Source organism: Microbacter margulisiae (genome assembly GCF_014192515.1).
Classification (GTDB): Bacteria; Bacteroidota; Bacteroidia; order Bacteroidales; family Paludibacteraceae; genus Microbacter; species Microbacter margulisiae.
Genome location: NZ_JACHYB010000001.1, coordinates 440,126 through 466,335 on the forward strand (window position 1 = coordinate 440,126; position 26,210 = coordinate 466,335).

Consider the following 26,210-nt stretch of genomic DNA (forward strand, 5'->3'; position numbering starts at 1 on the left):
ACATACTGAAGTCACTCCCGTTTTTTTAACGAAGTAAATTCATTCTTCATCCTTCAATAAATGGCTCCAATCAGTATCCTGAATGCTCCAATCAGTATCCTGAATGCTCCGTTCAGTACACTGAATGCTCCAATCAGTACCCTGAATGCTCCGTTCAGTATCCTGAATGCTCCATTCAGTACCCTGAATGCTCCGTTCAGTACCCTGAATGCTCCGTTCAGTATCCTGAATGCTCCGTTCAGTATCCTGAATGCTCCATTCAGTACCCTGAATGCTCCATTCAGTACCCTGAATGTTCCGTTCAGTATCGTGATTATCTCCATTCCGACCGAAAAATTGATTTTTCAAATGTTGCAACATTCTATTTTATTAGAGAGCGCTGCAGAAAATTACGCGATGGCCAATAATCATTATCGTGAAAAAACTGATTTTACTTTTTCAATGATCGTTTGTGCACTGCAAATGTACTTTGTCAATATTAAAATACATATAGGTAATATTCACTATTTTTTTTTGACCAGTTTGAGGCAAAATCAGCAAGGACTAAAAGTATAAACCATAGATATATGGTGATTTATGAAAAAACACACCCCAAAAAAGCACATTTTATTAACAGTTATCTTTTAGATTATAATGATAAAGAATAACGCATAAACAGGATAAAGGATAAATAAGTAAAAATTATATTCTATATTTGTGCCTCATTTATATGTCTGGTTCCATCGCGTCATCCTCTTTGTATTCGTCTTCTCATTCTGTCAGAAAGCATCATTATAATAAGGGAAGTTGGCGTAGCAACCGTCCTGTTTGCAGGATGAAGGCGCCCACTGGCGCAGTCCGGGGCTTTGGAGGCTGGACTCCCTGTTGGTGAAATTGGCCATACCTGTGTGATGATTATGTGTAACTAATTTTATATCCTTGATTTTCAAGTCAAAAACAACTGACGAAAGTGGAATTTAATCATTAAATTGCCTGTGTATGAACTCATCTGTTTGTAAAGAGCATGCTGACTTAATTCATTATCATTTGTGCAAAGTAGGGAAAAAGAGATATGCCATGTTGGAGCAGGAACTTCCCCGTTTACTGAAAATAGCCAGGGGAAATCATTCGCTGAATTTCTGTTTCGATTTGCACAAAGGCAGTTATGCCCTTGTCGATCCCCGTTTTTATCCTTTTTCGGGCCGGGCAATGGCGAATGATACGGACAAGAAGCCCAAATGCCTGTTTATGGATCTGATTCATCCCGACGACCTTGCTTGCGTGCTTACAGCCGACCAGCAGGCATATCATTTTTTTATGTCACTTCCGGTTAGCGAACAGGCCCATTTCGAGATGGTGAGCAATTTCAGAATGCGCAGTGCTTCGGGCAAATACATAAGGGTGTTGCGGCGTATGATACCGTTTGAGTATGATAATGATGATAAATTGTGGCTGATACACATCATCGTCGACCAGTTGGAGTTTGTGGCAAGCCAGGAAAAGCCGCAGGCGTGGATTTTTAATACCACGAACAAGAAAATGAGGCTGGCGAAAGGAGACATACACAAAAACAAGGAATTCGATCTTGTTTCCGGGCGACAGATAAAGGTGTTGGAAATGACAGTTGACGGGAAAGGGGCGCATATAGCTGCCGAGCAGTTGTTTATCAGCAAAAAAACCGTCCACAGCCACCACCAGACTATTTTGTCCAGAACAAAATCCAAAAATATGACGCAGGCCTTTCATTGTTTAAGGATACTGAGGCTTATATGTAATGCCATTTACCTGTTCACCGCAGGTAACCTTGTGGATTGGCCACAAACCTTTCTTTGCCTTTCTTGAACTTTCTTGCTCAAAAAATGCTTAGCAACATAAAAAAAGTGACATATAAAGTTGGATTTTAAAAAAAGAATGTTGACCTTTGCCATGTTAACCTCCGCTGGCACAAAATAACATCTGGATCAGAATTTACAGAATAGTGTCTGGATCAGAATTTACAGAATTATAGAATTTACGGAATAATAGAATACAGAGAGATAGAATCAGATACAGCATTGAAACAGTAGCCGATGGAAAAGGTTGCATAGAAAGTTTACCTGGACATTCGAGTAGCAGGACAACTGAGATATATTGCGCATATTACAACAAAAGGATATACGCCATAAACAGAAATAACCAGATAGATATAATGAGCTTAATTACAACAAATGTAGCAAACTTATAAGACAAATATATGCGCCATATTATGGCGTATATACAACTGAGGGGCGTATATATAGATGTTGTGCGTAATTTTAACAAAACCGACTAAATGAATAGATATGAGAATTTGTTACAAATGTAGTTCAGACATTCAGGATGACTTTAAATTCTGTCCCCATTGTGGTGCAAATCAGTCTGAAATTGCTTGCCCAAATTGCAACTACCCCAATGAACCAAACTCTAAGTTTTGTCAAGAATGCGGAACAAATTTAAGTGTCCAAAAAGAAACTAAACCAAAAGCAAAAAATACGGAACCAGAGGTCGAAATAATAATTGACCCAATCCCTGATTTTGGAATAACTATAGAATTTAATTATTCATCGTCTCAAACATTTGAATTTGCAGTTGCAGAAGCTAGAAAGTTTGATTCTTTCGTCGAATTTGGTGAAGGAAAGAAAGTTATCTACCGAGTTACAATTGCTGAAGACCAAATTGAATTATTAGACGACTTAGTAGAAAACATGAAAGGTTGGAGAAACCGACGTGTTTATCACAACGGAGAAAAAGTTCTTTGGGATTCCATATTTAGTTACAAATGGTGTTATGACCAAAGAAAGAAAAGCTATAAACCTGAATATTATTGCTTTGGATATGAGAATGATTATGAATTTAACCTATGGGGCTGTATTCAATCAAGATTGGGATTCAATGAAAATTCAGAATTATTTACTTACGGAGAATGGCTAAACAATAAAGCGGATTGGAAATTTGACAAAGAAAGGATTAGTCATAATTTGGGAAAAAATATTTATCAATATCGCTTTTGTCCTGTTATGAATCTTGATTTAATAAAAGATGTAATTGAAGCATTCCCTGAAAAAGTAAATCCTGCAAATGATAAAAACTGGAAATTTGTACGGAATTGGAGGTCGGAAGAAGGATTAAAAGTTATTACAACCAATTATGGATACAAGGAAGAAAATTATATGAATGGCGCAGCACCAGCTAATATGAAAAATTTTGTAAATGAGATTAGTAAGAAAATAAACAGGAAACTGCCGACTGGATTCAAATAAAAAACTACGCACAACAAATTGCAAATTGCATTGCGGGTGCAGTGGTGTGCATTGTCTCTGCTCCTTTCTTGACCGTCATGTCCTATCGGACACTGACGCTCTTCGAAATCCGCAACGACAACTTGCAAGTGACCGTTGGCAGCCATTCTAAAATGACACAGTATGACACTTTACGATAGAGATTTTAATACTATTACTATTGAGGAAAATTTGCTTTGGGAACAATTGAAAGAGCAAGAAAAAGTTGTTATAAATGGCAGGCCAAGCGACAATATCAGGAAATCGCTTTATGCAAAATATCCTGTTGCTGTTAGACACTTTCTTAGTTTGTTCCCAAATAATTTTTTGGATTCTGTTGAGTTGAAAAGTGAGAGCGTATCTTTAAAAAGTAAACTGCAAGATTTTAGTATTTTACTTGACAATTTCCAAACAACAGAAAGACAAATATTGAATTTCATCAAAGAAAAGAAAGCCTTTTTTCTAATTGGCTCAATCTTAAAAAGTAATTATAGGTTTGGGCACCATTCTTTATTTATTTTTCCAGAGTTTAAGTTGCCACCAAATTTTCAAGTGGACTATTTACTTGTTGGAGAAAATTCAGACGGTCACCACTTTGTTTTTGTTGAGTTAGAAAATCCATATGGACAAATAACGATAAGTGACGGTTCATATGGAGAGACAATTAGAAAAGGAATAAAACAAATTGACGATTGGGAAATTTGGTTAGAGCAGAATTTTTCTAATTTACGACTGGTTTTTGAACAAACTGTAAATAAAACGGAAAAACTTCCAAAAGAGTTCACCGTATTTGATAAAACAAGAATGCATTATGTTGTTGTGGCAGGCAGACGAACTGATTATAATAAAAGAACATATCGGTTGCAAAGACGTAATCTAGAACAACGGAAACTTCAAGTTTTCCATTATGACAATTTGATAGATTTTGCGGATGAAGCAATTGGAACAAGCACATATTGACAAAGAAGAACAGCTGCCAACATCTTCCCGCTGGCGCAAATTTGTAATTTGTGGCTTGGTCTGCAAGAGCAATAGAAACATATAGAATAGGAATAGAAATGATAAGTTCCACAATCCTGAAGGAGTATATTTTGTAAGTTTTGCTGTTTTTGGCTGGGTAGATGTTTTTACAAGAAATGAATATAAAGACATCATTGTTGAAAGCATTGATTTTTGTCAGATCATCTCGCGCAAGCTTACAACTTGTGTGTTGCTTTGGGAAAGCAAGCATTTTCTTGTTTTGACGAACAACACATCGATTACAAATCGGCGCGAGCGGAGGAAAATAATGTCTGAATCAGAATTTACAGAATTACAGAATTTACGGAATCATAGAATACAGAGAGATAGAATCAGATACAGCAAATGAAACAGTAGCGGATGGAAAAGGACAAGTTGACATACGATATAATTGGTTGTGCAATGAAAGTGCATAATATGCTGGGGAATGGGTTTCAGGAAGTAATTTACCAACGTTGTCTGGCTATAGAATTGGAACGGGCTAATATTGCGTTTGAGAGGGAGGCGGAACAGACCATTTATTACCAGGGAATAAATGTAGGTACCCGCAGAGCCGATTTTGTGGTGGAAAACAAAGTCATAGTGGAATTAAAAGCGCTGACAACACTTGAAGATGTCCATTTGGCTCAGGCAAAGAATTATGTGGTAGCATATAACTTCGAAAAAGGTTTATTGATAAATTTCGGAGCAACAAGCTTACAGTACAAACTTATATTCCATCCAACAGCTCCTTCGCATTGAACTGGGAGTTACCGGCTGTTGATTCTGTGAATTATTGAATTCTGAAAATTCTGATTCTGACAATGATATTTAGCTCACTGGCGGGGATTTGTAATTTGTGACAAAAGAGATAGGGATGTAATAAGTAGGATCTTTTTCCGGTTGAGGTGAGGCTGGTCACAGACCTGAAAAGCAAGAGCGTTAATATAGTAGTGATTAAATGGTACTGGGGATAGAAACATTGAAAATAAATAATATGTGGAGATAGGGGGCGAATCTGTGGCAGCGGGGAGCAGTGTAAAAAAGATAACTTATGATACACGATACAATATTTGAAAATATAGATAAGGTTGTAGACTATCTTAATAACCAAGGCTGGACTTTAACTCAAACATATATAGGAAATGCTCCATTTGAAGTTATTGATTATGGTAATGGAAGACTTGTCTATTATCCTCTGCCTATAGGAGCCCCTTTATTTAGAGGGCAAAATGAATTTCATGAACCTTGTATATCATCATTTTATAGATCACAGCCAGATAAACTTACACAATTTATTCAAAAATTGAGAATAGAAGAATTTAGGATTGTAACCGCCAAGCATCCAATAATAGAAGAAGAGCTAAATAATGGAATATATTATGATTACATTGCTTTGGCTCAACATTATGAATTTAAAACAGAAATGCTTGATGTTACAAATAATTTACCAGTTGCAGCTTTTTTCGCTGTAACACGACAAATCAATGGCAAATATTTTCCGATTGAAAAATCAGAATACCCAGGAGTGCTTTATTTTGTTCTCCCAGCAATGGAATTTATACCACGATTGACTGATAATCAACCTGAAATACATCCTGTTGGTTGGCAGGTTTTTAAACGACCGGGAGAACAAAGAGCCTTTGGTATAAGCCTGTCAAATAATAAAGATTTTAATAAAATGGATGGCGTTCTTGCGTTTCGTTTCATGCATGACAAAATCATTTCTGAACAAATTTGGAAAATGTTTCATGGAGGCGAAGACTTATTTCCCAAAGATATTTTTGCGGATAAAGCAGCAAAAATCAATAAATCAAATATATTTTCCAGACTTGCTTTTGATTTAGCTTATGAAAATTTCAATATGGACATGACAAAAGAAAGAATTCTAAATAAACTTGAAGAAAGAAATTTTAAAATACAAGATAACTCAATTTGGGACTATTCTGATAGTGATATATCTGAATTAAAGGAACTTTCTCACTCAGGTAAACTGACTGAAAAACTTTATGCAACGACAAGGCTTTGCTATATACCTGACGACCTCCCCGCTAGTGAGAATTTGTAATTCGTGCCAATAACATAACAATAAAAGAATGAAATAGGTGACAGACCTGTGCCAGCAGCAACAATCCGAAAAAATAAAATACATATTATTATGAAAACGAATTACACAGAGAAACTTACTTGTGCTACATGTGGTAGTGATTCTCATTTTGAATTCAATGAAGATAGATCTTATGTAAAATGCATTAACTGTAATAGAGAATATTTAGGTGGATATGAAGAATTACTAAGCCTAAACCAAGAAACAATAGAAAAAGTAAAACAACAAATTGGCCAAACAGCTAAAAAGGAAATTATCGAACACTTAAAAGATGTATTCAAAAACAACAAGAACATTAGAATAGAATAGTATGGAAACTGCAAGCTTAATAGTCTCAATTATTGCAATTATAGGTTCTATTTTTACCTATTTATATCATGATAGAAAAATTAAAAATCAAGAAAAGCGGCTAAATGATTACCAATTAAAGAGATTTGAATTAGATGATATTGAAAATAACAAAGCTCAAATTAAGGGAGATATTATTAAAATAGGAGCCGGCAATAGATCTCTAAGAATTTTTAATGCAGGCAAATCTACTGCTCATAATATTAGATTAGAAACACTAAGTGAACCTATTGGCATAATTGGTCTAGAATTTACTCCTTACGAAATGTTGAATCCTCAAGAAAAAACGGAAACCAGTTTCTTACTTACAGAAGGACACGCTCCAACATTGAAAGTCAGGTTTATTTGGAATGACAACTATAAAGAAAATAACGAGTATATCCAAGTTATAACTATATAGAAATGTCCTGTTGCTAACATAAGCTATATACAATGACAGAGTGAAACTTCTCCGCTTGCACGGAGTGTGCTGTGAGAAATGATTCCCTCGCTGTCACAGATTTGTAACTTGTGCTCAAAAGAGGATGCTAAAGGATGATTTTATCAGTGATATATAGATGTTGGAGGTAATTGAAAAAAACTTCGGACAAATTTAATTAATATAAATTATGAACACAGAAACTACTAAGGTATTGATTGAAAATTGGCCAAATAGTCCTTGGCTTAAAGATTGGATTCCAATCTTAATTGCAGTTATAGCTCTGATAACTTCAATAGTCTCTCTTTATTGGACTCGAAAAGAATTTATAAAGAGTAGTCGACCTTATGTCTGGGCTTCTAATTATAGAGTTATTGATTCTGAACGAAAGACTATTATAGCGATTCCTTCTCGATTTGCTTTTCGTGTAAAAAATAATCCTGCAAGAATTATTCGTGTTGACATTGAGATAAAATATAATACTGAAAAGTTATTCTCTTATCTCATTGAAAATATAGTCCGATTCCCAGATGAAACTTCCGAATGGAATTTCTCCATTGACCAAGAAGAATTTCAGAAGATAATGAATCGTTCAGATGCTGATAAAAGAAACTTAACTAGAATGATTTATATTAATTACTCTTCTCTGAATGGCGGAAGAATTTACAAGTATAAGCTGATTCAGAGTTTTGAACCTTTAGATAATCAATGGAAGGATATAAGTGAAAGTGCAGATTAATAATCAACTACACCCAACACCTCTGCTCCCGCGCGGGCAATGTCATTAAGTTAGCGATATAATTATCTGATTATCAACAATAAACGCTTGTGTATATGAGTTATTTTTTGTATATTTGTTTCAGAATCAAATAGTTATTATCATGAAAAAAAACGCCGGAAAGTATATTGGAACTGATAAGGAAAAGAGTATTTTCGCAAGAAATAGTTTTACAGTTCAAAATGTTAGAGACAGATTTTACAAGAAACAGGAAGCAATCATTTCATAGTGCTATTGTCTTTATGATAAATTTTCTCACTAAAAGTCTTTCGGTTGAGATAACTAACTTTATTAGTTTCATAAAGTACAATATGCCTGGTGCTTCGATAAATGGTATTACAAAAAGTGCTTTTGTACAGTATCGAAAAAAAATAAAACCTGAAGTATTTAAGTCACTTTCAGATAGTTTGATTGAGGAGTTTTATACAGACAATGATGCATCGATAAAGCTCTGGAATGGATTTAGGTTGTTGGCTATTGATGGGTCAAGATTGGTTTTGCCCGATACACAGGAGTTAGAAAGCATTTATGGTAAGACCAGAAATCAATCTGAAACCGGGGTGGTACAGGCCAGAATATCGGTATTGTACGATGTTTTGAATCGGTTTGCCATAGATGGTGTTTTAGCTCCACTGTCAACTGGAGAGAGTGTTTTGGCGTTGAATCATTTGGTTTTTGCAAAAGCTAACGACTTGATTATTTACGATAGAGGTTATCCTTCTTTCAATTTGATTTATGAGCATTTTGAAAAAGGAGTAGATTTTCTCATTCGGGTTAAAGCTGATTTTAGTAACCTCACCCGGGAATTTTACCAGAGTGGACTACAGTCAGCTATTGCTCGAATGCAACCTGGAAAGAACATAAAACTGTCGGATAAACCGTATTCGAAGAATGCATTCAAAGAAGTTCGGTTGGTTCGGGTTGAACTACCTGATGGAGAAATAGAAATACTAATAACTTCTTTGTTTGATTCAAAAAAATATCCAGTCTCTTTATTTAAAGAACTGTATTTTTTAAGGTGGGGAGTAGAAACATTTTATGATGAATTGAAGAACAAGATAAAAATAGAACATTTTTCAGGCTATTCAGAGCATTGTATATTGCAGGATTTTTATGCAGCCTTATTTGTGTCAAACGTTCAGAGTTTAATCGTTGGAGACATAAATGATGAATTAGCCAAAGAGTCAACCAAATATCAATATCAATATCAATACAAAGTCAATAGCAATTTATCATACGGCTTTCTCAAAGACAGGATAATTTTATTGTTTTTCTCGGAAAAGGATATGGACGAAATAGTATCAGAACTCAAAGCGTTGTTTAAAAAACACACAATACCAATACGACCAAATAGAAGATTTGAAAGAGATACTGACAAATACAGAAAAAGAGGTAAACCGAAGTTGCTGAAAAACAATAAAAATACTTTCTGATGGCCTTAACTTAATGACATTGGTGGTGCGGCACGACAGGAAAGCAGCCCGCAATCGGCAACGCAAACATAGCGCATCCGTCAGACTGCGCAAAAACATCAGCGGATGTGTTTTGTAACAGAAGAAGAAAGAAAATTTGGCTTATTGTAAAACAAGTGGTTTAAAGTGTTGTATATCTGACAAATAATATGTATATTTACAGAGTAAACCAATACATTACAGCGTTATGCAACACGTACAGGGAGAAGAACAAAATCAGTTACAGATAATGTGTCTGAAGCAACTGGTGGAGGCCGAAAGCGGTAATTGATTTCTTTGTGGACAGCATTGATCTGTCCAGTTTTGGGTTCCGGCATGTAGTTCTTTGCGAAGAAGGACGTCCGCCCTATCATCCTGCCGTTTTGATGAAATTATATCTTTACGGTTACAGATACGGGATACGTTCATCACGAAAGCTCGAACGGGAGGCCAAACTCAACCTGGAAGTGCGCTGGTTGTTGTGTGAACAAACGCCTTCGGCACGTACCATTTGTTTATTCCGGAAAGAGTACGCTGAAGGGTTTCAGGCAATCTTCCGTAAGTTTGTATTCCTGCTCAAGCAACTAGGATTGGTGGAAGGAAAAACCATTGCCATTGATTCGTTTAAGGTGTGGGCGCAGAACTCGCTTAAGAACAATTACAACCAGAAAAAGATAGAGCGACAACTGGAATATATTGATGGTCGCATTGCCGAGTTTACCAATGCACTGGATGCGGCTGATTCGCAGGAACAAAAAACGGCGTTGAAGGATAAAATAGCCGTACAGGAAGGCCGGAAGCAAAAATGCCAGGCCATAGAAACGGAGCTGAAAGAAACAGGTAAAGACCAGATCAGTACTACGGGCGAAGATGCGCAGTCGGTGGTGCTGCAACGGGGAATAACCGTAGTAGGGTACAATATACAGGCATCGGTGGATGCCAAAAACAAGTTGATTACTAATTTTGAAACCGGCAGTGTAAAAGATACCAATGCATTAGCTTGGTAGTCATAGATGCCAAAGAGCTGTTGAAAGTAGATAAAATGGATGTGTTGGCTGACAAAGGATATCATACCGGACAACAGATACAGCAATGTGAACAAAACAATATCACCACTTATGTATCGCCCAAAGAACCGGCATCGAACGATCCGGATATTTTTCCGGTAACTACTTTTGTCTACGACCTGGAAAAGGATTGTTACACCTGTCCGGCCGGTATAACGCTCACAAGCAACGGAACCTGGCATGCGCATAGCAGCAAAGGTTATAAATCGGCTTACAAGTTTCAGCGGTATAATAATTACGAGTGTTCGGAAGATTATTAAGTATTCAAAATTAGTAATTTCAGTTGCAATAAAGGGGGAAAAACAGACTGTTTTATCTCTGGAATTTCAAAAACGGAAAATAACCCTGATTTATCAACATAATTCACTGTAAGTTGTTGATAAATAATATGTATAACATCGTTTTTGACATATAATTATTTGGTATTTTTGCATCGAAATTAAACGAGTTTAGATGCACCCAAATAAGTCAATTAAAAACATAACAGTAAAAGAACTGTTGAGTGTTATCCCTGATGAGAAAATAAGTACGTTGGCCGCCAATACCCACGTGGATTATTGCACAAAGGTTTTGTATGGACGTTCCATGTTTTACATGATCCTCTATTCCTTATTAGAGTCTGATCGTACCAGTTTGCGTACAATGGAGGATATCTTTAATAGCGTAAAATTTAAATTTTTATTCAATCTGGATCAAAGCAAAACCGTCCGTTATAGTTCTATCTCGGAGCGATTATCAATAATGGACGTTAGCTTCTTTGAAAAACTGTTCGAGCATTTTTATAATCAGCTTAGTCAATTATATTCTCAGCAAGAACTTGATAAATATAATCTTGTCCGGGTTGATTCAACAATGGTTGCTGAAACTTCATCCCGTCTGTCACAAGGAATGAGAGTTGGTAAAATCGGGAACAAGAAAGTTACAAAAAAACAAGCCAAGTTTACAGTTGCATTTGAGGGCATACTTCCCTGTAATGTGGAACTGTTTTTAGATCAAAGTCAACTCAATGAATGCCTTACTATTCCACAGGTTATAAAAGATCATGCACACAAATACAAGCAACAGGTTTATGTATTTGACCGTGGAGTCAATAAACGAAGTGTTTTCGATGAACTCCAAAGTGATACTATTGATTTTGTTACCCGTTTGAATCCAGGTGCTTCGTATCAAAGTGTAGAAGTTCTTGAACAAGGCGACAGATTAATCGGAGATTTGAAATTACTTAAAGATGAAATCGTTTATCTGTATACTCGGGTCAATAATAGAAAAACCAGAGAATTGACCAGGGAAACCTTCAGACTGATAACTACCGAAAACAAGGATGGAGAAACCCTCTTGTTTCTGACCAATCTGAAAGGGGAAACAGCTGAGAATATAACTGCTTTATACCGCAAACGCTGGGATATTGAAGTATTCTTCCGTTTTATAAAACAAGAATTGAACTTCAGCCACTTTATGTCAACCAATGAAAACGGAATAAAGATTATTCTCTATATGACTTTAATTCTATCCATGTTGTTGTTGATTTACAAGCGATTGAATAATGTCGGTTATAAAACAGCCAAAAGACGATTTGGCATTGAACTGGATGAATTGATTATAGCCTTGATTGTCCGTTTTTGTGGCGGTGATCCATCGCTGGTATTCCGTTAAAAAAAGACTGCAATCAGTATCAATCAAAAAAATATATATCAAAGAACGCTTATCACAGCAATATATCAATCTTCCGAACACTCGTATATAATAATCCGGGGCAATGCAGAACATGTGGGTTGCATGGTCAATGTACTAAAAGCAAAACAAACGGACGGAACATTGACCGCAGTGAGTTTTCCGCCGAAATGGAACAAAACAACCGCAGGGTAAAACAGAACCTGGCCGAGCATCCATGGGGAACGCTTAAACGGCAACGGGGATTTGATTATGTGTTGACACGGGGAAAGAAAAAAGTTTTGGGTGAGGTTGGTTTGGTGTTTATTGGCTACAACCTGAGCCGATTGGAGAAGATTGAAGGAGGGATAAATGCCCTGAAAGAATTCATTATGCAAATGATGGCTTTGCTTTACCCGAAACGGGCTTGTTTAAAGACTATTTGAGCACTTAATAAAAATGAATTGGAAAATCAACGGCTTCAAATTGGCTTCCGCAAACGAAAGCTATCGAAGCCTGAAATGATATAAAAACAGATAATAACGGGAATTAGAGGCGTTTTTGCGCAGACTCTCGTTAGGCACAACTAAAGCAACCGCATAATTAAAGTTTACATAATGATTTTATTGACAGAAATAAATATAAGACAAATGGATATTTTTGAAAAAAAAACAGAGGACTTTACTGATTGGTATTTGAAGCAATCGGAATTTCATGATGAAGCTATTCGTTTTTTCGTTTCTCTAATTAGTTCTTTTCAGAAAGTTGAATCAGTAAGAGGAAGAGTAAAAGATAAAAATGAGTGTATCAGTAAGTTTAAACGAAAATATATGCCAATAATAGATACTAAAGAAACCAATTATGAGATAAAGACATATATTACAGATTTGATTGGAATTAGAGCAATTTGTCTTTACTCAAATGATGTCAATCAAATAAGAAGAGATTTAAAAAAATATTTTCACGAGGTAGATATTACTGATAAATCAGGTCAATTAGAAAAGACAGAAGATAAATTTGGATATAAAAGTCTTCATCTTCAATTAGTGCTAAAGAATAGGCTCAATGACGTTCCTGATTATAAGAGATTCCGAAAACTTCAATTCGAACTTCAAATAAGGACAATCATACAAGATGCATGGAGTATTCTTGACCATAAAATAAAGTATAAAAAAAGCATCCCCCAGAATTTAAAACGAAGAATAAATCGCTTATCAGCATTGTTTGAAATAGCAGATGATGAATTTTTTAATATTCAAAAAGAGATAAGCCAAGAAGAAATAAGAATCCATGATAGAATAAAAAAGGGCGGTAGAATCGAAAAAACAAAGAACATAGATGTCTTTAGGTTTTTATTTGTGGTTCTAAAATATTTTCCAGAGTATAATTTTATTGAGTATAAGGTTGATGGATTTGTTGATGAGATTCTTTCATTAAAGCAAAATTTCACTGAGGGAGAATTAAATGATGCATTAGAAAAACATCTTTCTTTTGCTGATAAAATAGAACAAAAGATAAAACAGAGGCTTAATCCATATACAAAAATCAGGTATTGCTTATTCAAGTTAGATTCCGTCAGATTTGAATCCTTGTTGACAATTCATCAGACAAAAATAATTAATAGCATGAGTTAACAGGAATATGAATAGCAGTGCCCAACATTTTGTATAAGTAATGGCAGGCAAAGTGCTTAATTTCAAGGTTTGTAGCCCGCTCAAATTGCGTAGCGGTTTGACAGGAAAGTGCCACGCAATCTGCCACGTTTCATGGTGCGCCTGGAAGCAGAACATCGGTAGAAGTAGTGTTCTGCATGCTGTAAATAAGATGGTGGAAATAGCCCCAGGCTGATGAACCACCAGTGTCGCTGTTCAGGCGGAGGCATTAAACCACCAAATGGTGCTAAGGTAAAGAGCCTTGGTGCTGAGCGATTTGGAAAAGTTATACCATGAGTATAACAGGTATGGATATAGGAGTTGAACGCAAGTACATTGTCTATGAGGTGACGAGAAGTGGGAACATCCTGTCACAAGCTACGGAGTATGAGACGGAGTGAAGAAGTATGGCAGAAATCTGATTACCGGCCATGCGAGAGGCGTCATACAGGCAGCAAGAACTATATCCGGGCTTATTTAAGGAACCCTGGAACCTGCGCTTTAATGTTAAGGGAGCAACGCAATGGGAACACCCCAGAGGTTTAAAACCGAAGTAAAGTGCAGGGACGGATTGTCCCGTAGTAGTGATGAAGTTCCTGTAATGGGAATGGAGCAAAGGGGCAAGTTATACAGTATCATAACATTTAACAACTCGCAAGAGGATGACTTTATGGAATGAGACAAAATCGGTACCGGTGAGCAAGGAACAAGTATGGCTTGCTTACAAGAAAGTGCGTTCCAACCATGGAAGCGCAGGGATTGACCAGGTCAGTATGGACGAATACGATGCAAACCGGTCAAAACACCTGTACAAGCTATGGAACAGGATGGCATCAGGGAGCTATTTTTCCCTGCCTGTAAAAGAAGTAGAGATACTCAAGAAAGACGGGAAAGTCCGCAAACTTGGTGTACCAACTATTAGCGACAGGGTAGGGCAGATGGTGGTCAAAGATTATTTAGAGCCGAGGTTCGAGAAGATATTCAGTCCACACTCTTACGGTTACCGACCCGACAAAAATGCCCATCAGGCATTAGCAGCGGTTCGGACAAACTGTAGGACGGCCGATTGGGTAATAGACCTTGACATCAAAGGGTTCTTTGACAACATAGACCATGAAAAGTTGCTGAAAGCCATAGAGAAACATGTACCCGAACAATGGTGCGCAATGTATATCAAACGGTGGTTGCAAGCACCGGTGCAGACAAAATCGGGAGAACTGATTGAAAAGCACGGCAAAGGCACACCACAAGGCGGTGTAATCAGCCCATTGCAGGCAAACTTGTTTCTCCACTATACCATGGACAAATGGCTGGAACAAACCCATCCTACAGTAAAGTATGTGTGTTATGCCGATGACGCTATTCTTCACTGTAATAGCAAAGTACAGGAAGATTACGTTTTCGCTAATCTGCACAGAAGGATGCAATCGGTAGGTTTGGAACTTCACCCGGATAAGACGAAAATTGTTTACTGTAAGGATTACAGGCGACAAGGTTCACACGAGGTTGTGAAATTCGATTTTCTGGGCTACAGTTTTCAGCCCCGGAGTACAGCCGCAGGCGGGAAAGGCCAGCTTTTTCTGGGCTATGACTGTGCAATCAGCATTGCTTCAAAGAAGCGTATAGCAGAGAAGATGAGAGAATTAGACATTCCACACCTGACCCACAAGAGTATAATGGGTGTGGCGCAATATCTTGATCCGTATATACGGGGATGGATAAGGTACTACGGTAAATTCAGGATTTCGATGTTGAACCCCGTCTTTCAGCTACTACGCAGACATCTAGTACAGTGGGCACGTAAAAGGTATAAGCGTTATAAAACAAGTATCAACAAGGCTTACGACTGGTTAAAACGCATCCGGGAGCAATTTCCGTATCTGTTTTACCAATGGCGCGTTGGATTTTATTTAAATAGAGCATAGATTTGTATAACAAGAGCCGTATGATGGGAGACTATCACGTACGGTTCTGTGAGAGGCTTAGAGTGAAATTCCCCTTGCCTACTCGACGCCGAACCGTTGTGGGTAATTCAGCAAAACAAAAAATTTATGCATATGGATCATGGTAAAATAGTCCTGATAACAGGGGCAAACAAAGGGATTGGCTTTGAAACAGCAAGGCAATTCGGGAAATTAGGGTATAGGGTACTTCTTGGAGCAAGGGATGGGGAGCGAGGTAACAAAGCGGTGGAATCTTTAATGGAAGAAGGTATTGATGCTCAGTTATTGGTGCTTGATGTTACAAACCAGGCTACGATTGATCATGCTGTCAGATTCATTGAGGACAAATACGGATACCTGGATATTCTCATTAACAATGCCGGGATCTTTTTGGAAAAAGGAGTGCTGCCAAGCCAACTTACCATGGCGACGTTAAGAGAAACATTCGAAGTGAATTTTTTCGGTGTTTTCGCCGTGACCACCGCGCTGCTTCCTTTACTGAAAAAATCTGCTGCAGGCAGAATCGTCAATGTTTCGAGCGGACAAGGTTCGCTTACGAGAAGCAGCAGTCCCGATGCCACAAGGCTGCAACTTGCATATAACAGTTCGAAAGCTGCGGTTAATGCATTGACCATTCAATTTGCAAAAGAATTAAGGGAGACACCCATAAAGATCAATGCTGCGGCACCGGGTTATACCATTACCGACATGAACGGGGGTAAAGGGAACAGAACGGTGCAGGAGGCTTCTACGGTTATTGTCAGGCTTGCATTATTAGATGAGACAGGCAGCAGTGGCGGGTATTTTGAAGATGCCGGAGAAATTCCGTGGTAGTCCTGATTCATTTACCGTAATACTGTCACAGGGATAAACGGCTTTTTTATTTCAAGTGAAAAAGCAATAGGAACCATCTCCATTCCCATAACAGATTGACATTCGACATTAGATCTTTTGTTGACTCCTGGTTGCTGGCTCATTTCGTGTAATAAGGGAATAAGGTTTGCCTGATCTTAATACGATCTATTGCTACTAAGGTTTAGTTACTTCCAAAATAAGGTTAAATCTCAAAAGCCAAACTTAACCGGGTTAATGGAAACGTGCGCAAATTGAATTATATTACTGCTTTGAAAAGTTACTCACCACATTTGTATAGGGCATCGGTGAGGACAGCAAATAAACACCGTCCACAATAACCTGATTTATATGTGCCTAAATGATTTATGATGATGGAAAATGATGTTTCGAATTACCTTTGTAAAAATGCCGGCTTAATGATATGCCATCCATTTTTGCCACAGTTGTTTTCAAATCTCAACTATTTGAATGAGAGCAGACAGTTTAAAGATGCTGATGCCACACTCCGCGCTGTTTTGCTGATGCAGTTTATTGCCACAGGAGCGATCACTGAAAGGAATGACGCAGAGTTGGCTTTTCCCAAAATCTTTTGTGGAATGCCCATGGATCATCCTATTCAGAATGAAGTGGTGCTATCGGCAGAGGAGCAACACATGGCCACAGAAATGCTGGAACGGTTAATGGCGCATTGGCTTCAAGCCGGAAAGGTAAGTATTGAAGGCTTGAGAGAGGTGTTTTTGCGTCGAAATGCAATGCTTACAAAAAATGATACCGGCTACAAGTTAATCGTGAAAAGAATGGCATTGGATATTTTATTAATATCTTTGCCCTGGAGCATCCATGTTGTTAAACTGCCCTGGAATTCAAATTATTTTTTTGTGGAATGGGGATAAATATAAAGCATCCGGTGTGATGAACGATTGACATTATGAATCGCATTTCTGCGTATGCTGCTAAACCGTAGTCCCGGCAGTTGCTCTGGTGACATGCAGACCCGGAGTGCGAGGAGAAGAATTTGACACCCAATGGGATAACTTTGTAACCGATAAGCAGCAGGCATACCTTAAATAAGAAGTAACCCTAAAACAGTAAAACGATGGATTTGTACGGACAAGCAAGTAAAAGCATTCCTCAAAAAGTAGTTATCCATTTGACAGAGATTCTATTGCTATGGCTCTCTTATTGGATATTGTTTCAAAGCGGTGGAAACTGGATTGAAAACCATCTATATATACATAATGCTGGCGGAGGCAGGGAAAGAAGAGTGATTATTTTCATATTCAACATCGTGATCTTCTTGCGGCTTGCCTATATGATGATTTTTTTGCTCAAGCGAAAAATACCGTGGGAAGAGAGCATAAGCGTGCCCTTCGCATTTGCACTTTACTTCATTGGATATTCCTTATTCGTCTTGCCATTTTCCCAACCTATCGGTGACCTGGATTATTTTGCAATAGCACTGTTCATGGTAGGTTGCCTACTAAACAGCGGAGGAGAAATTTTACGGGATAAATGGAAAAAGAACCCCGAAAATAAAGGGAAGCTATATACGGAAGGCTTCTTTAAATATTCGCGCCATATCAACTATTTCGGAGATATACTGTGGGTAAGCGCTTACGCCCTTGTGACGAAAAATGTTTGGGCCATCACCATTCCTGTTTTTCTGTTCTGTTTTTTTGCGTTTTATAATGCACCGAAACTGGACAAGCATTTAAAGGAAAAATATGGTAAGCAATATGATGAGTATGCTAAAAAGGCCACGATGCTGATACCTTTCATTTATTAGAAAGCTCGAAAGCTACTATGGTTAAGCAGAGAAGGAAAAGGGTTGCACCGTAAAAGTGGCAATGCCGCCTATTCAACCATAAATGAAAAATGGACTGTAATTCATTTTCATACATCTAATTTCAAATCATAGAGTGATGCCTGCAAGCATATACACAGAGAAATCAGTTAAGCCGGATGATGCAATGTTGGCTTATGATTTGTCAGGAACCAAACCATACCTTGATAAAATTGCAGCCTTCATTGAAAGGGAATATGGCGATTGTAGCCCTGAGTGGCACTTCTATAATAAGAAATCAGGTTGGATCTTAAAAATGGGAGCAAAAACACGAAACGTTTTATTTATTGTTCCTTGCCCTAATTATTTCGAGACAGTATTTACTTTTGGCGACAAGGCGGCTGCTCTTATTTTTAATAGCAACTTACCTGATTCCATAAAAAAGGATCTATCTGAGGCAAAAAAATATGCTGAAGGACAGACTATCCGGATAGAAGCGAGAACGGATGCTGATTTGGATAACATATTGGAGATGATTCGTATTAAACTTATGAATTAAAACAATACGGATCATGTTGTGTAGCGCCTTTTGTAACTGCGTGAAAGTTGCACACTGCCACCACCGCGCGAATCTTTCCGTATAAGGCATGACACAATGACTGCACCCGTACTCAGCAGATGCATCAGAAAAACCGGAATTCCAAACGATACCTTATCTTTGCTGCTGAATCCTTTAGTCCGGGTAAATTGGGATTCAGACAGTTGCTCAGGCAACAGGACCGGCAAACCCGGAGTGTGGTGAACCTACAAACAAACCTGTCATGATGGAAACAAAAATCAAAGCAAATATTGACAATCCGGAACAGCTTGAGAAATTGTACCGGGCAGATAAAAAGAATTTCGAAAAGGCATTCTTTGCGATTTATCCCGGGATTGCCGATTCCCAAATGGCTGGTTTCTGGAAAGCCAGGCTTGAACCGGATGCTCATGGCGAATCGAAACCGGGAGTTCAAAAAACAGATGTTTATTTCCTGATAATTATCTGTTTGATAACCGCGTTTTTAGCTGAAATACCTCAGTTGTTTGATCATAACCAGCACGACTACACTTACTACGAAAGAAATGTTGGCATCATAATCCTGTTTGGATTGTCGGTCTATACCTTCCTGACTAAAAATCAGGTGCAATATAAACACCTGGTCATTTCCTTTGCCGTCTTTCTTCTTTCTGCTACTTACATCAATTTATTGCCATCGGAGAGAAACAGCGATGTGATCAATTTGGCCTATATCCATCAGCCTATCTTTTTATGGTGCTTGTACGGCCTGATTTTTATAGACTTTGACACGAAAGACAAACTGAAACGGATTGAGTACATCAAATACAACGGAGATATAGCTATCCTTACTGCGATCATCTTCATTGCCGGAGGCATCTTAGCAGGCGTAACAATCCGGTTGTTCTCAGCCATTGACCTGCATATTGAGCATTTCTATTTCAATTATATTGTAATTTCCGGATTGGTTGTGTCACCGATTGTGGCAACCTATATCGTAAAGAACTTTCCTTCGGTAACCAACAGGATTGCCCCCATCATTGCCGGCATTTTCAGTCCCTTGGTGCTGATTACGCTGGTCATCTACCTGGTCACTATTGCCATAACAGGGAAAGATCCATATAACGACCGGGACTTCCTGATTGTGTTCAACCTTATGCTCTTAGGCGTAATGGCCATCATTGTGTTCTCCGTTTCAGAGACATCCGTTCATAAAAAGCAAAGATTTAACGAACTGACACTGTTTGCCCTGTCAGTCATAACGTTGATCGTGGATTTGGTTGCCTTATCTGCTATCCTGTACCGGTTAGGAGAATTTGGCCTTACGCCAAACCGGACGGCTGTGTTAGGTTCAAATCTCCTGATTTTGGGAAACCTTGTTTTGATCATGTTTGATTTGTATAAAGTTGGATTCAAAGGGAAAGGGATTCAGACGGTTGCGTTGACCACTGCAAGATATTTACCCCTATACATGGTTTGGGCAATCTTTGTCACCTTCGGCTTCCCCTTTATATTCGGAATGCAATAGGAACGATGCATACCCGCTACTGCATATGATAGGTTGAAACTAAACGGTGACGGAGCTGTATGAAACGAGAGCCTATTCAATCAGGTGTGTCAGGAAACGAGTAAACCGGGCCTCGGTTTTGCAGGCATGGATTACCAATCGCTATACTCCATACTGTCACCTGATTACAACCCCTGGAAGACAAAAAAATCTGTACACAATTTGAGCATATCGCTGGCGGCCATTTGTCCCGCAACCAAAAGTTGTTGCAGATAACAAAATAGAATAACCAACCTGTTTTGTTAATAGCTACCTTTGCAGCCAAAATCAGCATAGAGATTTGTTCCGGCAAAAAAGGAAGATTACCTTGTTTAGATGTATGAAAAAAAAAGATTTTGCTGTTTACTTTGATGCTTAGCCAGAACAATCTCGTATTCACCAGATGTAAACAAAATGAATCAGGAAATAATGGAAGTCAGTGTGGCAACCGCCCACGAAAAGATAAAAAATGGCGCTATATTGCTCGATATTCGTGAATTGGAAGAAATTGAAATGCTTGCCTTCGACGTAGAAAATCAAATCGTGATACCTGTGAGTGAGTTATCTCTGAGACATTCGGAACTGCCTACTGACAAGGAGATTATTGTAGGGTGCCACAGCGGGAACAGAAGCCTCAGCATGACTCGTTTTCTGATGAACCAGAACTTTAATAATGTCTTTAACATGAAAGGCGGCATCCGCGACTGGATGGAGCAGGGACTTCCTGTACGATGGGAGGAGTGAGGTGCCGATATCGCCTACGGGGTGCAAAAGGAGTAAGGCTATAGGGAATTGCATAAGGGTAGTAACTCCCTGGCAAGGCAGCGCATTGAAATGCAAAACGTGTCATCCGGCGGAACTGTTGAAACCGGGTTCTGTCAAAAAAAAGAAGCGCTATTGTGGCGGGTTTACGATAGCTTCCCATTCATAAATCTTATCCTGAGCTGCACGGGCACCGGAAGCATCCGGAACAAGCATTAAATATTCCTTCATGTAAAATATGGCCGCACTGTAACTTTGCGTTTCAGCATAAATGTTGGCCAAATCATAATAGACTATGGGAAACGCGGTGGAATCAACGAATAATGCCTTTTTATAGAGCTCGATGGCTTGAGGGAATTTTTTCTGTTGAGCAAAAAAGGTTGCCTGAACCACATATTTCCGCTGTTCCTCAGTCTGAACCGGTTTCGTTTTTAGAGCCCGGTATTGTTCTGCTACCTGTTTAAAAGCCTCAAGCCTCGATTGTTGGTTTTGGCTGTTCATTGCCTTTTCTATCGTAAACAGCGCATCGGCCAATTCTGCGTTACAGCTTGGATAATAGCCCGGATCAGGCATGGTTACTCCAAATCCGGAATGCATTTTATAAAAATAGAAGTTTTTTATTCCCTTGATATAGTCATTATAATAATCTCTGTATTTTTCTCCTGTTTTTGCATCCGTCACCAGGTGGTAAAGCCTCACAAGGGTAATGTCGCCCTCGCCAAACAGCTTTGAGAAATAGATCATTTTTATCCCTGATTTCATCTGAAGCTCTATTCCGTCTTTGGTCACAATTGCCTTTTTGTATTTAAATTTTTTGCTGTTCTTCGCTGTGTCTGTAATGGAAACACATTTATCATTCAGAATATGGCTTATGGTTTCCAGCGCCTGGTCCATACTACTCAACGTTTTTGGCTGGTAAACATAGGTTTTTAAGGTCTCCTGTTCCTGAGCACCCAGGTTTGAGCTTAACAACATTAAGCCGATAACAAAAACACTAAAAATGGGTAGGTGAAATTTTGTCTTTTTCATCATGAATAGGAATTAGGTCAATAAAGGCACAACATACTTTCAAAGCGCTGATAATAGGAATCAAAGATAGAAAGTTACAGCGACATTTGCAAACAGGATTGCGAAAGATGAAGAAGATCAAAAGGTAAGGAAGTGACAATTCCTCCATTTGCCTTTCTCTAATAACCGGGATGAATCATGAATGCAATCCGTTCATATATAAGGATCACCGTGCCGACCCTTTCCTTTCCCTGAGACTGAAAATGGCATCGACCCACGACTGGGGCAACATTTCAAACAGGGCTCCTGCTTTCGACATGTATCCCACCGGGTATCTTCCCCTGGGGTGTTTTGCCTTCAGGATATGCATCACGGTACTGGCTACCTCTTCGGGAGCTGTCCTTCTGCTATTGAACGATTTCAATCCGTTTTGTAAATTTATCAGCCGTGCTTTGTAGATACGTAACCTTTCGTCGGGCCAACGCTTCAGCATGTTGTTCAAATGGGTTTCGGATCGCTCAGGCGATGGCGTGTCAATGCCGCCACAACGCACAAGGATATTTTTAATTCCATCGGGCTGAAGTTCGATGTTCAAGGTCCGCGCCAGATAATTCACGGCAAAATCAGGCGCATGAATATCGGCAACATAAGGAACCGGTAATAACCCAGGCGTTGCAATCCACAGCACTTTTCCACGTGTCTGACGCAGGAGGGGAAGGAGCTTCTGCAATAACGAAACAGGTCCGACAAGCCGGGTTTCCAGCTCATTCCTGAAGCCGTTGATATCCATTAACTCGATAGGAGCTATCTGGCCTCCTCCGGCTATGTGGATCACTGCATAGAGCGGTGGAATCACTTTTTGCTCCACCCGGGTTTTTATTTCTCCGGTTATGGTTTTTATTTGTTCCGGAAGTGTCAGATCGAGCGGATGCAACGGGATAAGCCGGGTGATCCCCAACTGTTGCAATGCTTCTGCATCATGAGAGTTCCGTACCGAGGCCAGTACAGTGTAGCCCTCCCGGGCAAGGTGAACAGCTACAGCCCGTCCGATGCCGGAGGATGTGCCTGTGACAAGAATAGTTTGTTGAAAAGAAGTTTTCATAAGTTATGAGTCAGCAACAGGTCAAAAGTGGAATAGGTCTCATGTCGAAAGCCGGAGGCCTAAAGACAAACAATAAACAGCAGGTCGAGAGTCAATCTGTTATGGGAATTTTGGGAGTAGTATCTACTGCCTGCTTTGAAGTTGCTATCTTCTCATCTTCCCGTAACTTTTTGTAAATTAATTTCTTCATGTTCTCATGGTCAACTGTCCATTGTCCATTGAATGCATCTTCTTTAATTTCCTTCTGTTTCATCATTCAGCATGTACCCGTTTTCCATTTTCGTTTCCTACATTTGCATTACAAAGAAACAGAACAACCTGCCGCGTTACAATACTGATTAATCATTATTTTTAGGGGTCAGTCACTCATGAAATACCGATTCATCTCCTGCTATGGAAACAACCGAACAGCTCAATAAGGCTTACGCCGATCTTTTGGCACAACAGCACTTTGTGGAAAGCGAGCTGGATTATACCATCCCCGAAAAACATAAGGCTCAGCTGCAACAATTGGCACAACTGGGCAACAGCGGAGTGACTGTGTTCGATTTATACCGGAAACAACATTTGTTCTGGTCATATAACATGGAGATGTTGTTTGGTTACGATCCGGAGCTGATGGAACAAAAGGGGAACGATTACATCAATTCCCGCATTCATCCGGATGATTATATGACGTTGACCCGCAATGGAATTTTTCTTCTGAATTTTGTGTTTGCTTTGCCACTGTCCGAACGTATGGACTATAAGCTGATCAATGAATACCGCATTTTGAACCAAGCCGGCCATTATATGAGGGTGATTGAGCAACACCAGCCTCTGGAGCTTGATCCCCGCGGAAATATATGGCTTGCCATGTCGATGATGGATGTTGCTCCCGACCAGGATGAATACCGTGGCGTCAGGTATCAGTTGCTGAACTATAAAACAGGACGCTTTGTATTGCCTTATTCCGGGGCAGTTTCTCCGGATATGCCTTTGACCCTGACAAAGCGTGAACAGGAAATCCTGTTTCTGATCCGTGATGGATTGCTGAGCAAAGAAATTTCCGAAAAACTTTTCATCAGCGTTCACACCGTTAACACCCACCGTCAACATATTTTGGAGAAACTGGGAGCCTCAAATTCCATCGAAGCCGTCCATTATGCTTCGCAACTCGGGTTGTTGCAATAACTTGCAAACAAATGGGAAAAAGTATGCAAAAAGAGACGATTGCCTGATGAATTATAAAGAAATATAGATATATTTGTGCGAAATCATAACTAATATTCACGAAAAACATAACGGTTATGATTAGCATCATTACGGAGAAAGCCTATTAACCAAATAATATAAGGAGATATGTATATGGGACATGATAATCCTTTCGTTATAACCATCAGCCGTCAGTTGGGGAGTGGCGGAGCTTATATCGGTCAACAATTGGCAAAGAAGCTGGATATGTATTATGCTGATAATGAAATAATCAACAAAGCAGCGAATAAGTTTTCGATGGAAGAGTCGCACCTGGCTTCACGTGATGAAAAATTACAGTCCATTTGGCATTCTTTTTTACAATTCAGCGCATTTTCTTCCGATAAATATATTCCTTCGGATGTGATGGACCCAACATCGCGCGAACTTTATGAAACAGAAACAGAAATTATCCGGCACATTGCCAAAGAGCACTCGGCAGTCATTATAGGCCGGTGTGGATTTCATATCCTGCGCGAATACAGTAACCGCGTCAGCATCTTTTTATACGGGGATAAAAGCTTCAGAGTGCAACGGATTCAGCAAATATATGAGATATCCGACAAGGAAGCCGAAGAAATGATCCTGCAGAGCGATAAAGAAAGAGCACTCTATATCAATACGTTTACCGGCAAAAAATGGTCGGATATTTGCAACTACGATCTTGCGATTAATACCGGGAAAATAGGTGTTGACAATGCTGTGGAACTGATATTGGATTATGTAAAGTTTAAGCAATAAGCCTCCGGATGACCTTACAGCCCGTACAGGTAACCATCTAAAAGACTAACCCATGGACATGCACTTGAAAGAGACTTTTCTGTCTTTATGGGAGAAATATTTCGGTTTGGCCGAACTTCCCATTGTTTTCTATTACCATAAGGAACTGCATGATGCCATTCATTTGCCCCCCAAAAAAGGAAGAAGCTGCATTATCTGCGAGTTGGCACAGGTACGCAAAGGAGCATCACTTGCTTATGATGCGGACAACATTGTGTGTGGCGGTGCAAAACGGTTTTTGGGTTTTGCTGACAAAATCCGTCCCAATTTCGAGTACTTCCTGTCATGTGGCATTCCGGGAGAGATGGAAGGGGAAAGGTATATCCGAACACCTGAAATGGTGCAGGAAATTCAGAAACAACAAAAGGCAATACAAGATGCCAAAGATCACTATATTATCTTTAAACGCTGGGATAAGCTTCAGGAATACGACGACCCTGCAGTGGTAATTTTCTTTGCCCGGCCTGATGTGTTATCCGGCTTGTTTACCCTGGCCAACTTCGACCAAACAGAACCAAACAGCTCCATTGCACCGTTTGGTTCGGGATGTAGCACGATCGTTTACTATCCTTATCTCGAAAAAGATGCTGAACGCCCAAGGGCGGTTATCGGGATGTTCGATCCTTCTGCACGACCTTGCGTTTCGCAGGATATTCTTTCTTTTGCTGTTCCCATGGTGAAATTCAAAAAGATGGTGGAGTATATGGAGGAGAGCTTTCTGATTACCGGCACGTGGCAAACCCTCCAGAAGCGGATCAACAGATAATGCATTGAAGCGTGCAGATGGAGCAGGGAAGGATTATCACCATAAATAAGGAGCATTCAGCTAAAAAATCACTATTTTGGGTTATGGTTTGATAATAAACCGCTTACTACTTTTGCAGTGTTTGAAACCAC

The 26,210-nt window shown here is 39.1% G+C and carries 28 protein-coding genes; 25 read left to right on the forward strand and 3 right to left on the reverse strand.

What is annotated here, in order from left to right; translation table 11 throughout:
* Positions 1-60: 60 nt before the first annotated feature.
* From FHX64_RS01855 to FHX64_RS01960, 22 genes are all read left to right on the forward strand, one after another.
* Positions 61-555 carry a hypothetical protein gene (locus FHX64_RS01855; protein ID WP_183412150.1) on the forward strand — a complete coding sequence of 165 codons (495 nt, stop codon included), beginning with the start codon at positions 61-63 and terminating at the stop codon, positions 553-555.
* A 423-nt stretch (positions 556-978) separates the two neighbouring features.
* A complete protein-coding gene (locus FHX64_RS01860; RefSeq protein WP_183412151.1) occupies positions 979-1,821 on the forward strand; it encodes a helix-turn-helix transcriptional regulator in 843 nt (280 codons plus the stop codon).
* A gap of 479 nt (positions 1,822-2,300) precedes the next feature.
* A complete protein-coding gene (locus tag FHX64_RS01865; RefSeq protein ID WP_183412152.1) occupies positions 2,301-3,257 on the forward strand; it encodes a zinc ribbon domain-containing protein in 957 nt (318 codons plus the stop codon).
* Between the two features lie 162 nt (positions 3,258-3,419).
* The gene (locus tag FHX64_RS01870) at positions 3,420-4,235 is read left to right on the forward strand and encodes a Shedu anti-phage system protein SduA domain-containing protein (RefSeq protein WP_183412153.1); all 816 of its coding nucleotides are present in this window, start codon (positions 3,420-3,422) and stop codon (positions 4,233-4,235) included.
* 420 nt (positions 4,236-4,655) lie between these two features.
* Positions 4,656-5,036 carry a GxxExxY protein gene (locus FHX64_RS01875; RefSeq protein WP_183412154.1) on the forward strand — a complete coding sequence of 127 codons (381 nt, stop codon included), beginning with the start codon at positions 4,656-4,658 and terminating at the stop codon, positions 5,034-5,036.
* Positions 5,037-5,328: 292 nt separating this feature from the next.
* Complete coding sequence (locus FHX64_RS01880; RefSeq protein WP_183412155.1) at positions 5,329-6,342, forward strand: FRG domain-containing protein; 1,014 nt, start codon at positions 5,329-5,331, stop codon at positions 6,340-6,342.
* A gap of 90 nt (positions 6,343-6,432) precedes the next feature.
* The gene (locus FHX64_RS01885; protein ID WP_183412156.1) at positions 6,433-6,690 is read left to right on the forward strand and encodes a hypothetical protein; all 258 of its coding nucleotides are present in this window, start codon (positions 6,433-6,435) and stop codon (positions 6,688-6,690) included.
* Between the two features lies 1 nt (position 6,691).
* Positions 6,692-7,129 carry a hypothetical protein gene (locus FHX64_RS01890; RefSeq protein WP_183412157.1) on the forward strand — a complete coding sequence of 146 codons (438 nt, stop codon included), beginning with the start codon at positions 6,692-6,694 and terminating at the stop codon, positions 7,127-7,129.
* A gap of 208 nt (positions 7,130-7,337) precedes the next feature.
* Positions 7,338-7,886 carry a hypothetical protein gene (locus FHX64_RS01895; RefSeq protein ID WP_183412158.1) on the forward strand — a complete coding sequence of 183 codons (549 nt, stop codon included), beginning with the start codon at positions 7,338-7,340 and terminating at the stop codon, positions 7,884-7,886.
* A 221-nt stretch (positions 7,887-8,107) separates the two neighbouring features.
* Positions 8,108-9,358, forward strand: a complete 1,251-nt coding sequence (locus FHX64_RS01900) for an IS4 family transposase (RefSeq protein WP_183412159.1) — start codon at positions 8,108-8,110, stop codon at positions 9,356-9,358.
* A gap of 317 nt (positions 9,359-9,675) precedes the next feature.
* Positions 9,676-10,383 (forward strand): transposase, encoded by a 708-nt coding sequence (locus FHX64_RS01905; protein ID WP_183412160.1) that lies wholly within the window; start codon positions 9,676-9,678, stop codon positions 10,381-10,383.
* Positions 10,377-10,703, forward strand: coding sequence for a hypothetical protein (locus tag FHX64_RS01910; protein ID WP_183412161.1), 327 nt, complete (start codon positions 10,377-10,379; stop codon positions 10,701-10,703). The genes FHX64_RS01905 and FHX64_RS01910 overlap by 7 nt, the downstream gene beginning before the upstream one ends.
* A gap of 193 nt (positions 10,704-10,896) precedes the next feature.
* The gene (locus FHX64_RS01915) at positions 10,897-12,096 is read left to right on the forward strand and encodes an IS4 family transposase (RefSeq protein WP_183411863.1); all 1,200 of its coding nucleotides are present in this window, start codon (positions 10,897-10,899) and stop codon (positions 12,094-12,096) included.
* Between the two features lie 68 nt (positions 12,097-12,164).
* Positions 12,165-12,539 carry a transposase gene (locus FHX64_RS01920; RefSeq protein ID WP_484502634.1) on the forward strand — a complete coding sequence of 125 codons (375 nt, stop codon included), beginning with the start codon at positions 12,165-12,167 and terminating at the stop codon, positions 12,537-12,539.
* Between the two features lie 204 nt (positions 12,540-12,743).
* Positions 12,744-13,727 carry a GTP pyrophosphokinase gene (locus tag FHX64_RS01925; RefSeq protein ID WP_183412163.1) on the forward strand — a complete coding sequence of 328 codons (984 nt, stop codon included), beginning with the start codon at positions 12,744-12,746 and terminating at the stop codon, positions 13,725-13,727.
* 680 nt (positions 13,728-14,407) lie between these two features.
* Positions 14,408-15,670: a group II intron reverse transcriptase/maturase gene (ltrA, locus tag FHX64_RS01930; protein WP_183412164.1), complete on the forward strand. Its 1,263-nt coding sequence runs from the start codon at positions 14,408-14,410 to the stop codon at positions 15,668-15,670.
* A 126-nt stretch (positions 15,671-15,796) separates the two neighbouring features.
* Positions 15,797-16,522, forward strand: coding sequence for an SDR family oxidoreductase (locus FHX64_RS01935; RefSeq protein WP_221202117.1), 726 nt, complete (start codon positions 15,797-15,799; stop codon positions 16,520-16,522).
* Between the two features lie 392 nt (positions 16,523-16,914).
* On the forward strand, positions 16,915-17,436 hold the full coding sequence (locus tag FHX64_RS01940; protein WP_281370792.1) for a contractile injection system tape measure protein: 522 nt from the start codon (positions 16,915-16,917) through the stop codon (positions 17,434-17,436).
* 203 nt (positions 17,437-17,639) lie between these two features.
* On the forward strand, positions 17,640-18,329 hold the full coding sequence (locus FHX64_RS01945) for a DUF1295 domain-containing protein (protein WP_183412166.1): 690 nt from the start codon (positions 17,640-17,642) through the stop codon (positions 18,327-18,329).
* 136 nt (positions 18,330-18,465) lie between these two features.
* Positions 18,466-18,885 carry a DUF3788 family protein gene (locus FHX64_RS01950; protein WP_183412167.1) on the forward strand — a complete coding sequence of 140 codons (420 nt, stop codon included), beginning with the start codon at positions 18,466-18,468 and terminating at the stop codon, positions 18,883-18,885.
* A gap of 262 nt (positions 18,886-19,147) precedes the next feature.
* Entirely contained in the window at positions 19,148-20,410 is a 1,263-nt protein-coding gene (locus tag FHX64_RS01955; RefSeq protein ID WP_221202119.1) for a DUF4153 domain-containing protein, read from the forward strand.
* Positions 20,411-20,842: 432 nt separating this feature from the next.
* Positions 20,843-21,172, forward strand: coding sequence for a rhodanese-like domain-containing protein (locus tag FHX64_RS01960; RefSeq protein WP_183412168.1), 330 nt, complete (start codon positions 20,843-20,845; stop codon positions 21,170-21,172).
* A 150-nt stretch (positions 21,173-21,322) separates the two neighbouring features.
* Here the strand turns inward: FHX64_RS01960 and FHX64_RS01965 are convergent, their stop codons facing one another.
* The 3 genes from FHX64_RS01965 to FHX64_RS01975 form a co-directional block, all read right to left on the reverse strand.
* Entirely contained in the window at positions 21,323-22,222 is a 900-nt protein-coding gene (locus FHX64_RS01965; protein WP_183412169.1) for a tetratricopeptide repeat protein, read from the reverse strand.
* Positions 22,223-22,424: 202 nt separating this feature from the next.
* Positions 22,425-23,300: an SDR family NAD(P)-dependent oxidoreductase gene (locus tag FHX64_RS01970; RefSeq protein ID WP_183412170.1), complete on the reverse strand. Its 876-nt coding sequence runs from the start codon at positions 23,298-23,300 to the stop codon at positions 22,425-22,427.
* Positions 23,301-23,391: 91 nt separating this feature from the next.
* Positions 23,392-23,556, reverse strand: coding sequence for a hypothetical protein (locus tag FHX64_RS01975; protein ID WP_183412171.1), 165 nt, complete (start codon positions 23,554-23,556; stop codon positions 23,392-23,394).
* A 137-nt stretch (positions 23,557-23,693) separates the two neighbouring features.
* Between FHX64_RS01975 and FHX64_RS01980 the strand changes: the two genes are divergently transcribed.
* The 3 genes from FHX64_RS01980 to FHX64_RS01990 all read left to right on the forward strand — a co-directional run bounded on the left by FHX64_RS01980 (position 23,694) and on the right by FHX64_RS01990 (position 26,079).
* Positions 23,694-24,473, forward strand: a complete 780-nt coding sequence (locus FHX64_RS01980; protein ID WP_183412172.1) for a LuxR C-terminal-related transcriptional regulator — start codon at positions 23,694-23,696, stop codon at positions 24,471-24,473.
* A 174-nt stretch (positions 24,474-24,647) separates the two neighbouring features.
* Positions 24,648-25,274 (forward strand): cytidylate kinase-like family protein, encoded by a 627-nt coding sequence (locus tag FHX64_RS01985; protein WP_183413498.1) that lies wholly within the window; start codon positions 24,648-24,650, stop codon positions 25,272-25,274.
* Positions 25,275-25,326: 52 nt separating this feature from the next.
* Complete coding sequence (locus tag FHX64_RS01990; RefSeq protein WP_183412173.1) at positions 25,327-26,079, forward strand: DUF169 domain-containing protein; 753 nt, start codon at positions 25,327-25,329, stop codon at positions 26,077-26,079.
* The last annotated feature ends 131 nt before the right edge of the window (positions 26,080-26,210 follow it).

Coding starts and splice junctions, on each gene's coding strand:
- FHX64_RS01990 (WP_183412173.1), top strand. CDS start 25,327: ATGGACATGCACTTGAAAGAGACTTTTCTGTCTTTATGGGAGAAATAT.
- FHX64_RS01885 (WP_183412156.1), top strand. CDS start 6,433: ATGAAAACGAATTACACAGAGAAACTTACTTGTGCTACATGTGGTAGT.
- FHX64_RS01855 (WP_183412150.1), top strand. CDS start 61: ATGGCTCCAATCAGTATCCTGAATGCTCCAATCAGTATCCTGAATGCT.
- FHX64_RS01895 (WP_183412158.1), top strand. CDS start 7,338: ATGAACACAGAAACTACTAAGGTATTGATTGAAAATTGGCCAAATAGT.
- FHX64_RS01965 (WP_183412169.1), bottom strand. CDS start 22,222: ATGATGAAAAAGACAAAATTTCACCTACCCATTTTTAGTGTTTTTGTT.
- FHX64_RS01955 (WP_221202119.1), top strand. CDS start 19,148: ATGATGGAAACAAAAATCAAAGCAAATATTGACAATCCGGAACAGCTT.
- FHX64_RS01865 (WP_183412152.1), top strand. CDS start 2,301: ATGAGAATTTGTTACAAATGTAGTTCAGACATTCAGGATGACTTTAAA.
- FHX64_RS01890 (WP_183412157.1), top strand. CDS start 6,692: ATGGAAACTGCAAGCTTAATAGTCTCAATTATTGCAATTATAGGTTCT.
- FHX64_RS01945 (WP_183412166.1), top strand. CDS start 17,640: ATGGATTTGTACGGACAAGCAAGTAAAAGCATTCCTCAAAAAGTAGTT.
- FHX64_RS01940 (WP_281370792.1), top strand. CDS start 16,915: ATGGAAAATGATGTTTCGAATTACCTTTGTAAAAATGCCGGCTTAATG.
- FHX64_RS01935 (WP_221202117.1), top strand. CDS start 15,797: ATGCATATGGATCATGGTAAAATAGTCCTGATAACAGGGGCAAACAAA.
- FHX64_RS01860 (WP_183412151.1), top strand. CDS start 979: ATGAACTCATCTGTTTGTAAAGAGCATGCTGACTTAATTCATTATCAT.
- FHX64_RS01975 (WP_183412171.1), bottom strand. CDS start 23,556: ATGATGAAACAGAAGGAAATTAAAGAAGATGCATTCAATGGACAATGG.
- FHX64_RS01985 (WP_183413498.1), top strand. CDS start 24,648: ATGGGACATGATAATCCTTTCGTTATAACCATCAGCCGTCAGTTGGGG.
- FHX64_RS01870 (WP_183412153.1), top strand. CDS start 3,420: ATGACACTTTACGATAGAGATTTTAATACTATTACTATTGAGGAAAAT.
- ltrA (WP_183412164.1), top strand. CDS start 14,408: ATGACTTTATGGAATGAGACAAAATCGGTACCGGTGAGCAAGGAACAA.
- FHX64_RS01980 (WP_183412172.1), top strand. CDS start 23,694: ATGGAAACAACCGAACAGCTCAATAAGGCTTACGCCGATCTTTTGGCA.
- FHX64_RS01880 (WP_183412155.1), top strand. CDS start 5,329: ATGATACACGATACAATATTTGAAAATATAGATAAGGTTGTAGACTAT.
- FHX64_RS01970 (WP_183412170.1), bottom strand. CDS start 23,300: ATGAAAACTTCTTTTCAACAAACTATTCTTGTCACAGGCACATCCTCC.
- FHX64_RS01915 (WP_183411863.1), top strand. CDS start 10,897: ATGCACCCAAATAAGTCAATTAAAAACATAACAGTAAAAGAACTGTTG.
- FHX64_RS01925 (WP_183412163.1), top strand. CDS start 12,744: ATGGATATTTTTGAAAAAAAAACAGAGGACTTTACTGATTGGTATTTG.
- FHX64_RS01900 (WP_183412159.1), top strand. CDS start 8,108: ATGTTAGAGACAGATTTTACAAGAAACAGGAAGCAATCATTTCATAGT.
- FHX64_RS01960 (WP_183412168.1), top strand. CDS start 20,843: ATGAATCAGGAAATAATGGAAGTCAGTGTGGCAACCGCCCACGAAAAG.
- FHX64_RS01950 (WP_183412167.1), top strand. CDS start 18,466: ATGCCTGCAAGCATATACACAGAGAAATCAGTTAAGCCGGATGATGCA.
- FHX64_RS01875 (WP_183412154.1), top strand. CDS start 4,656: ATGGAAAAGGACAAGTTGACATACGATATAATTGGTTGTGCAATGAAA.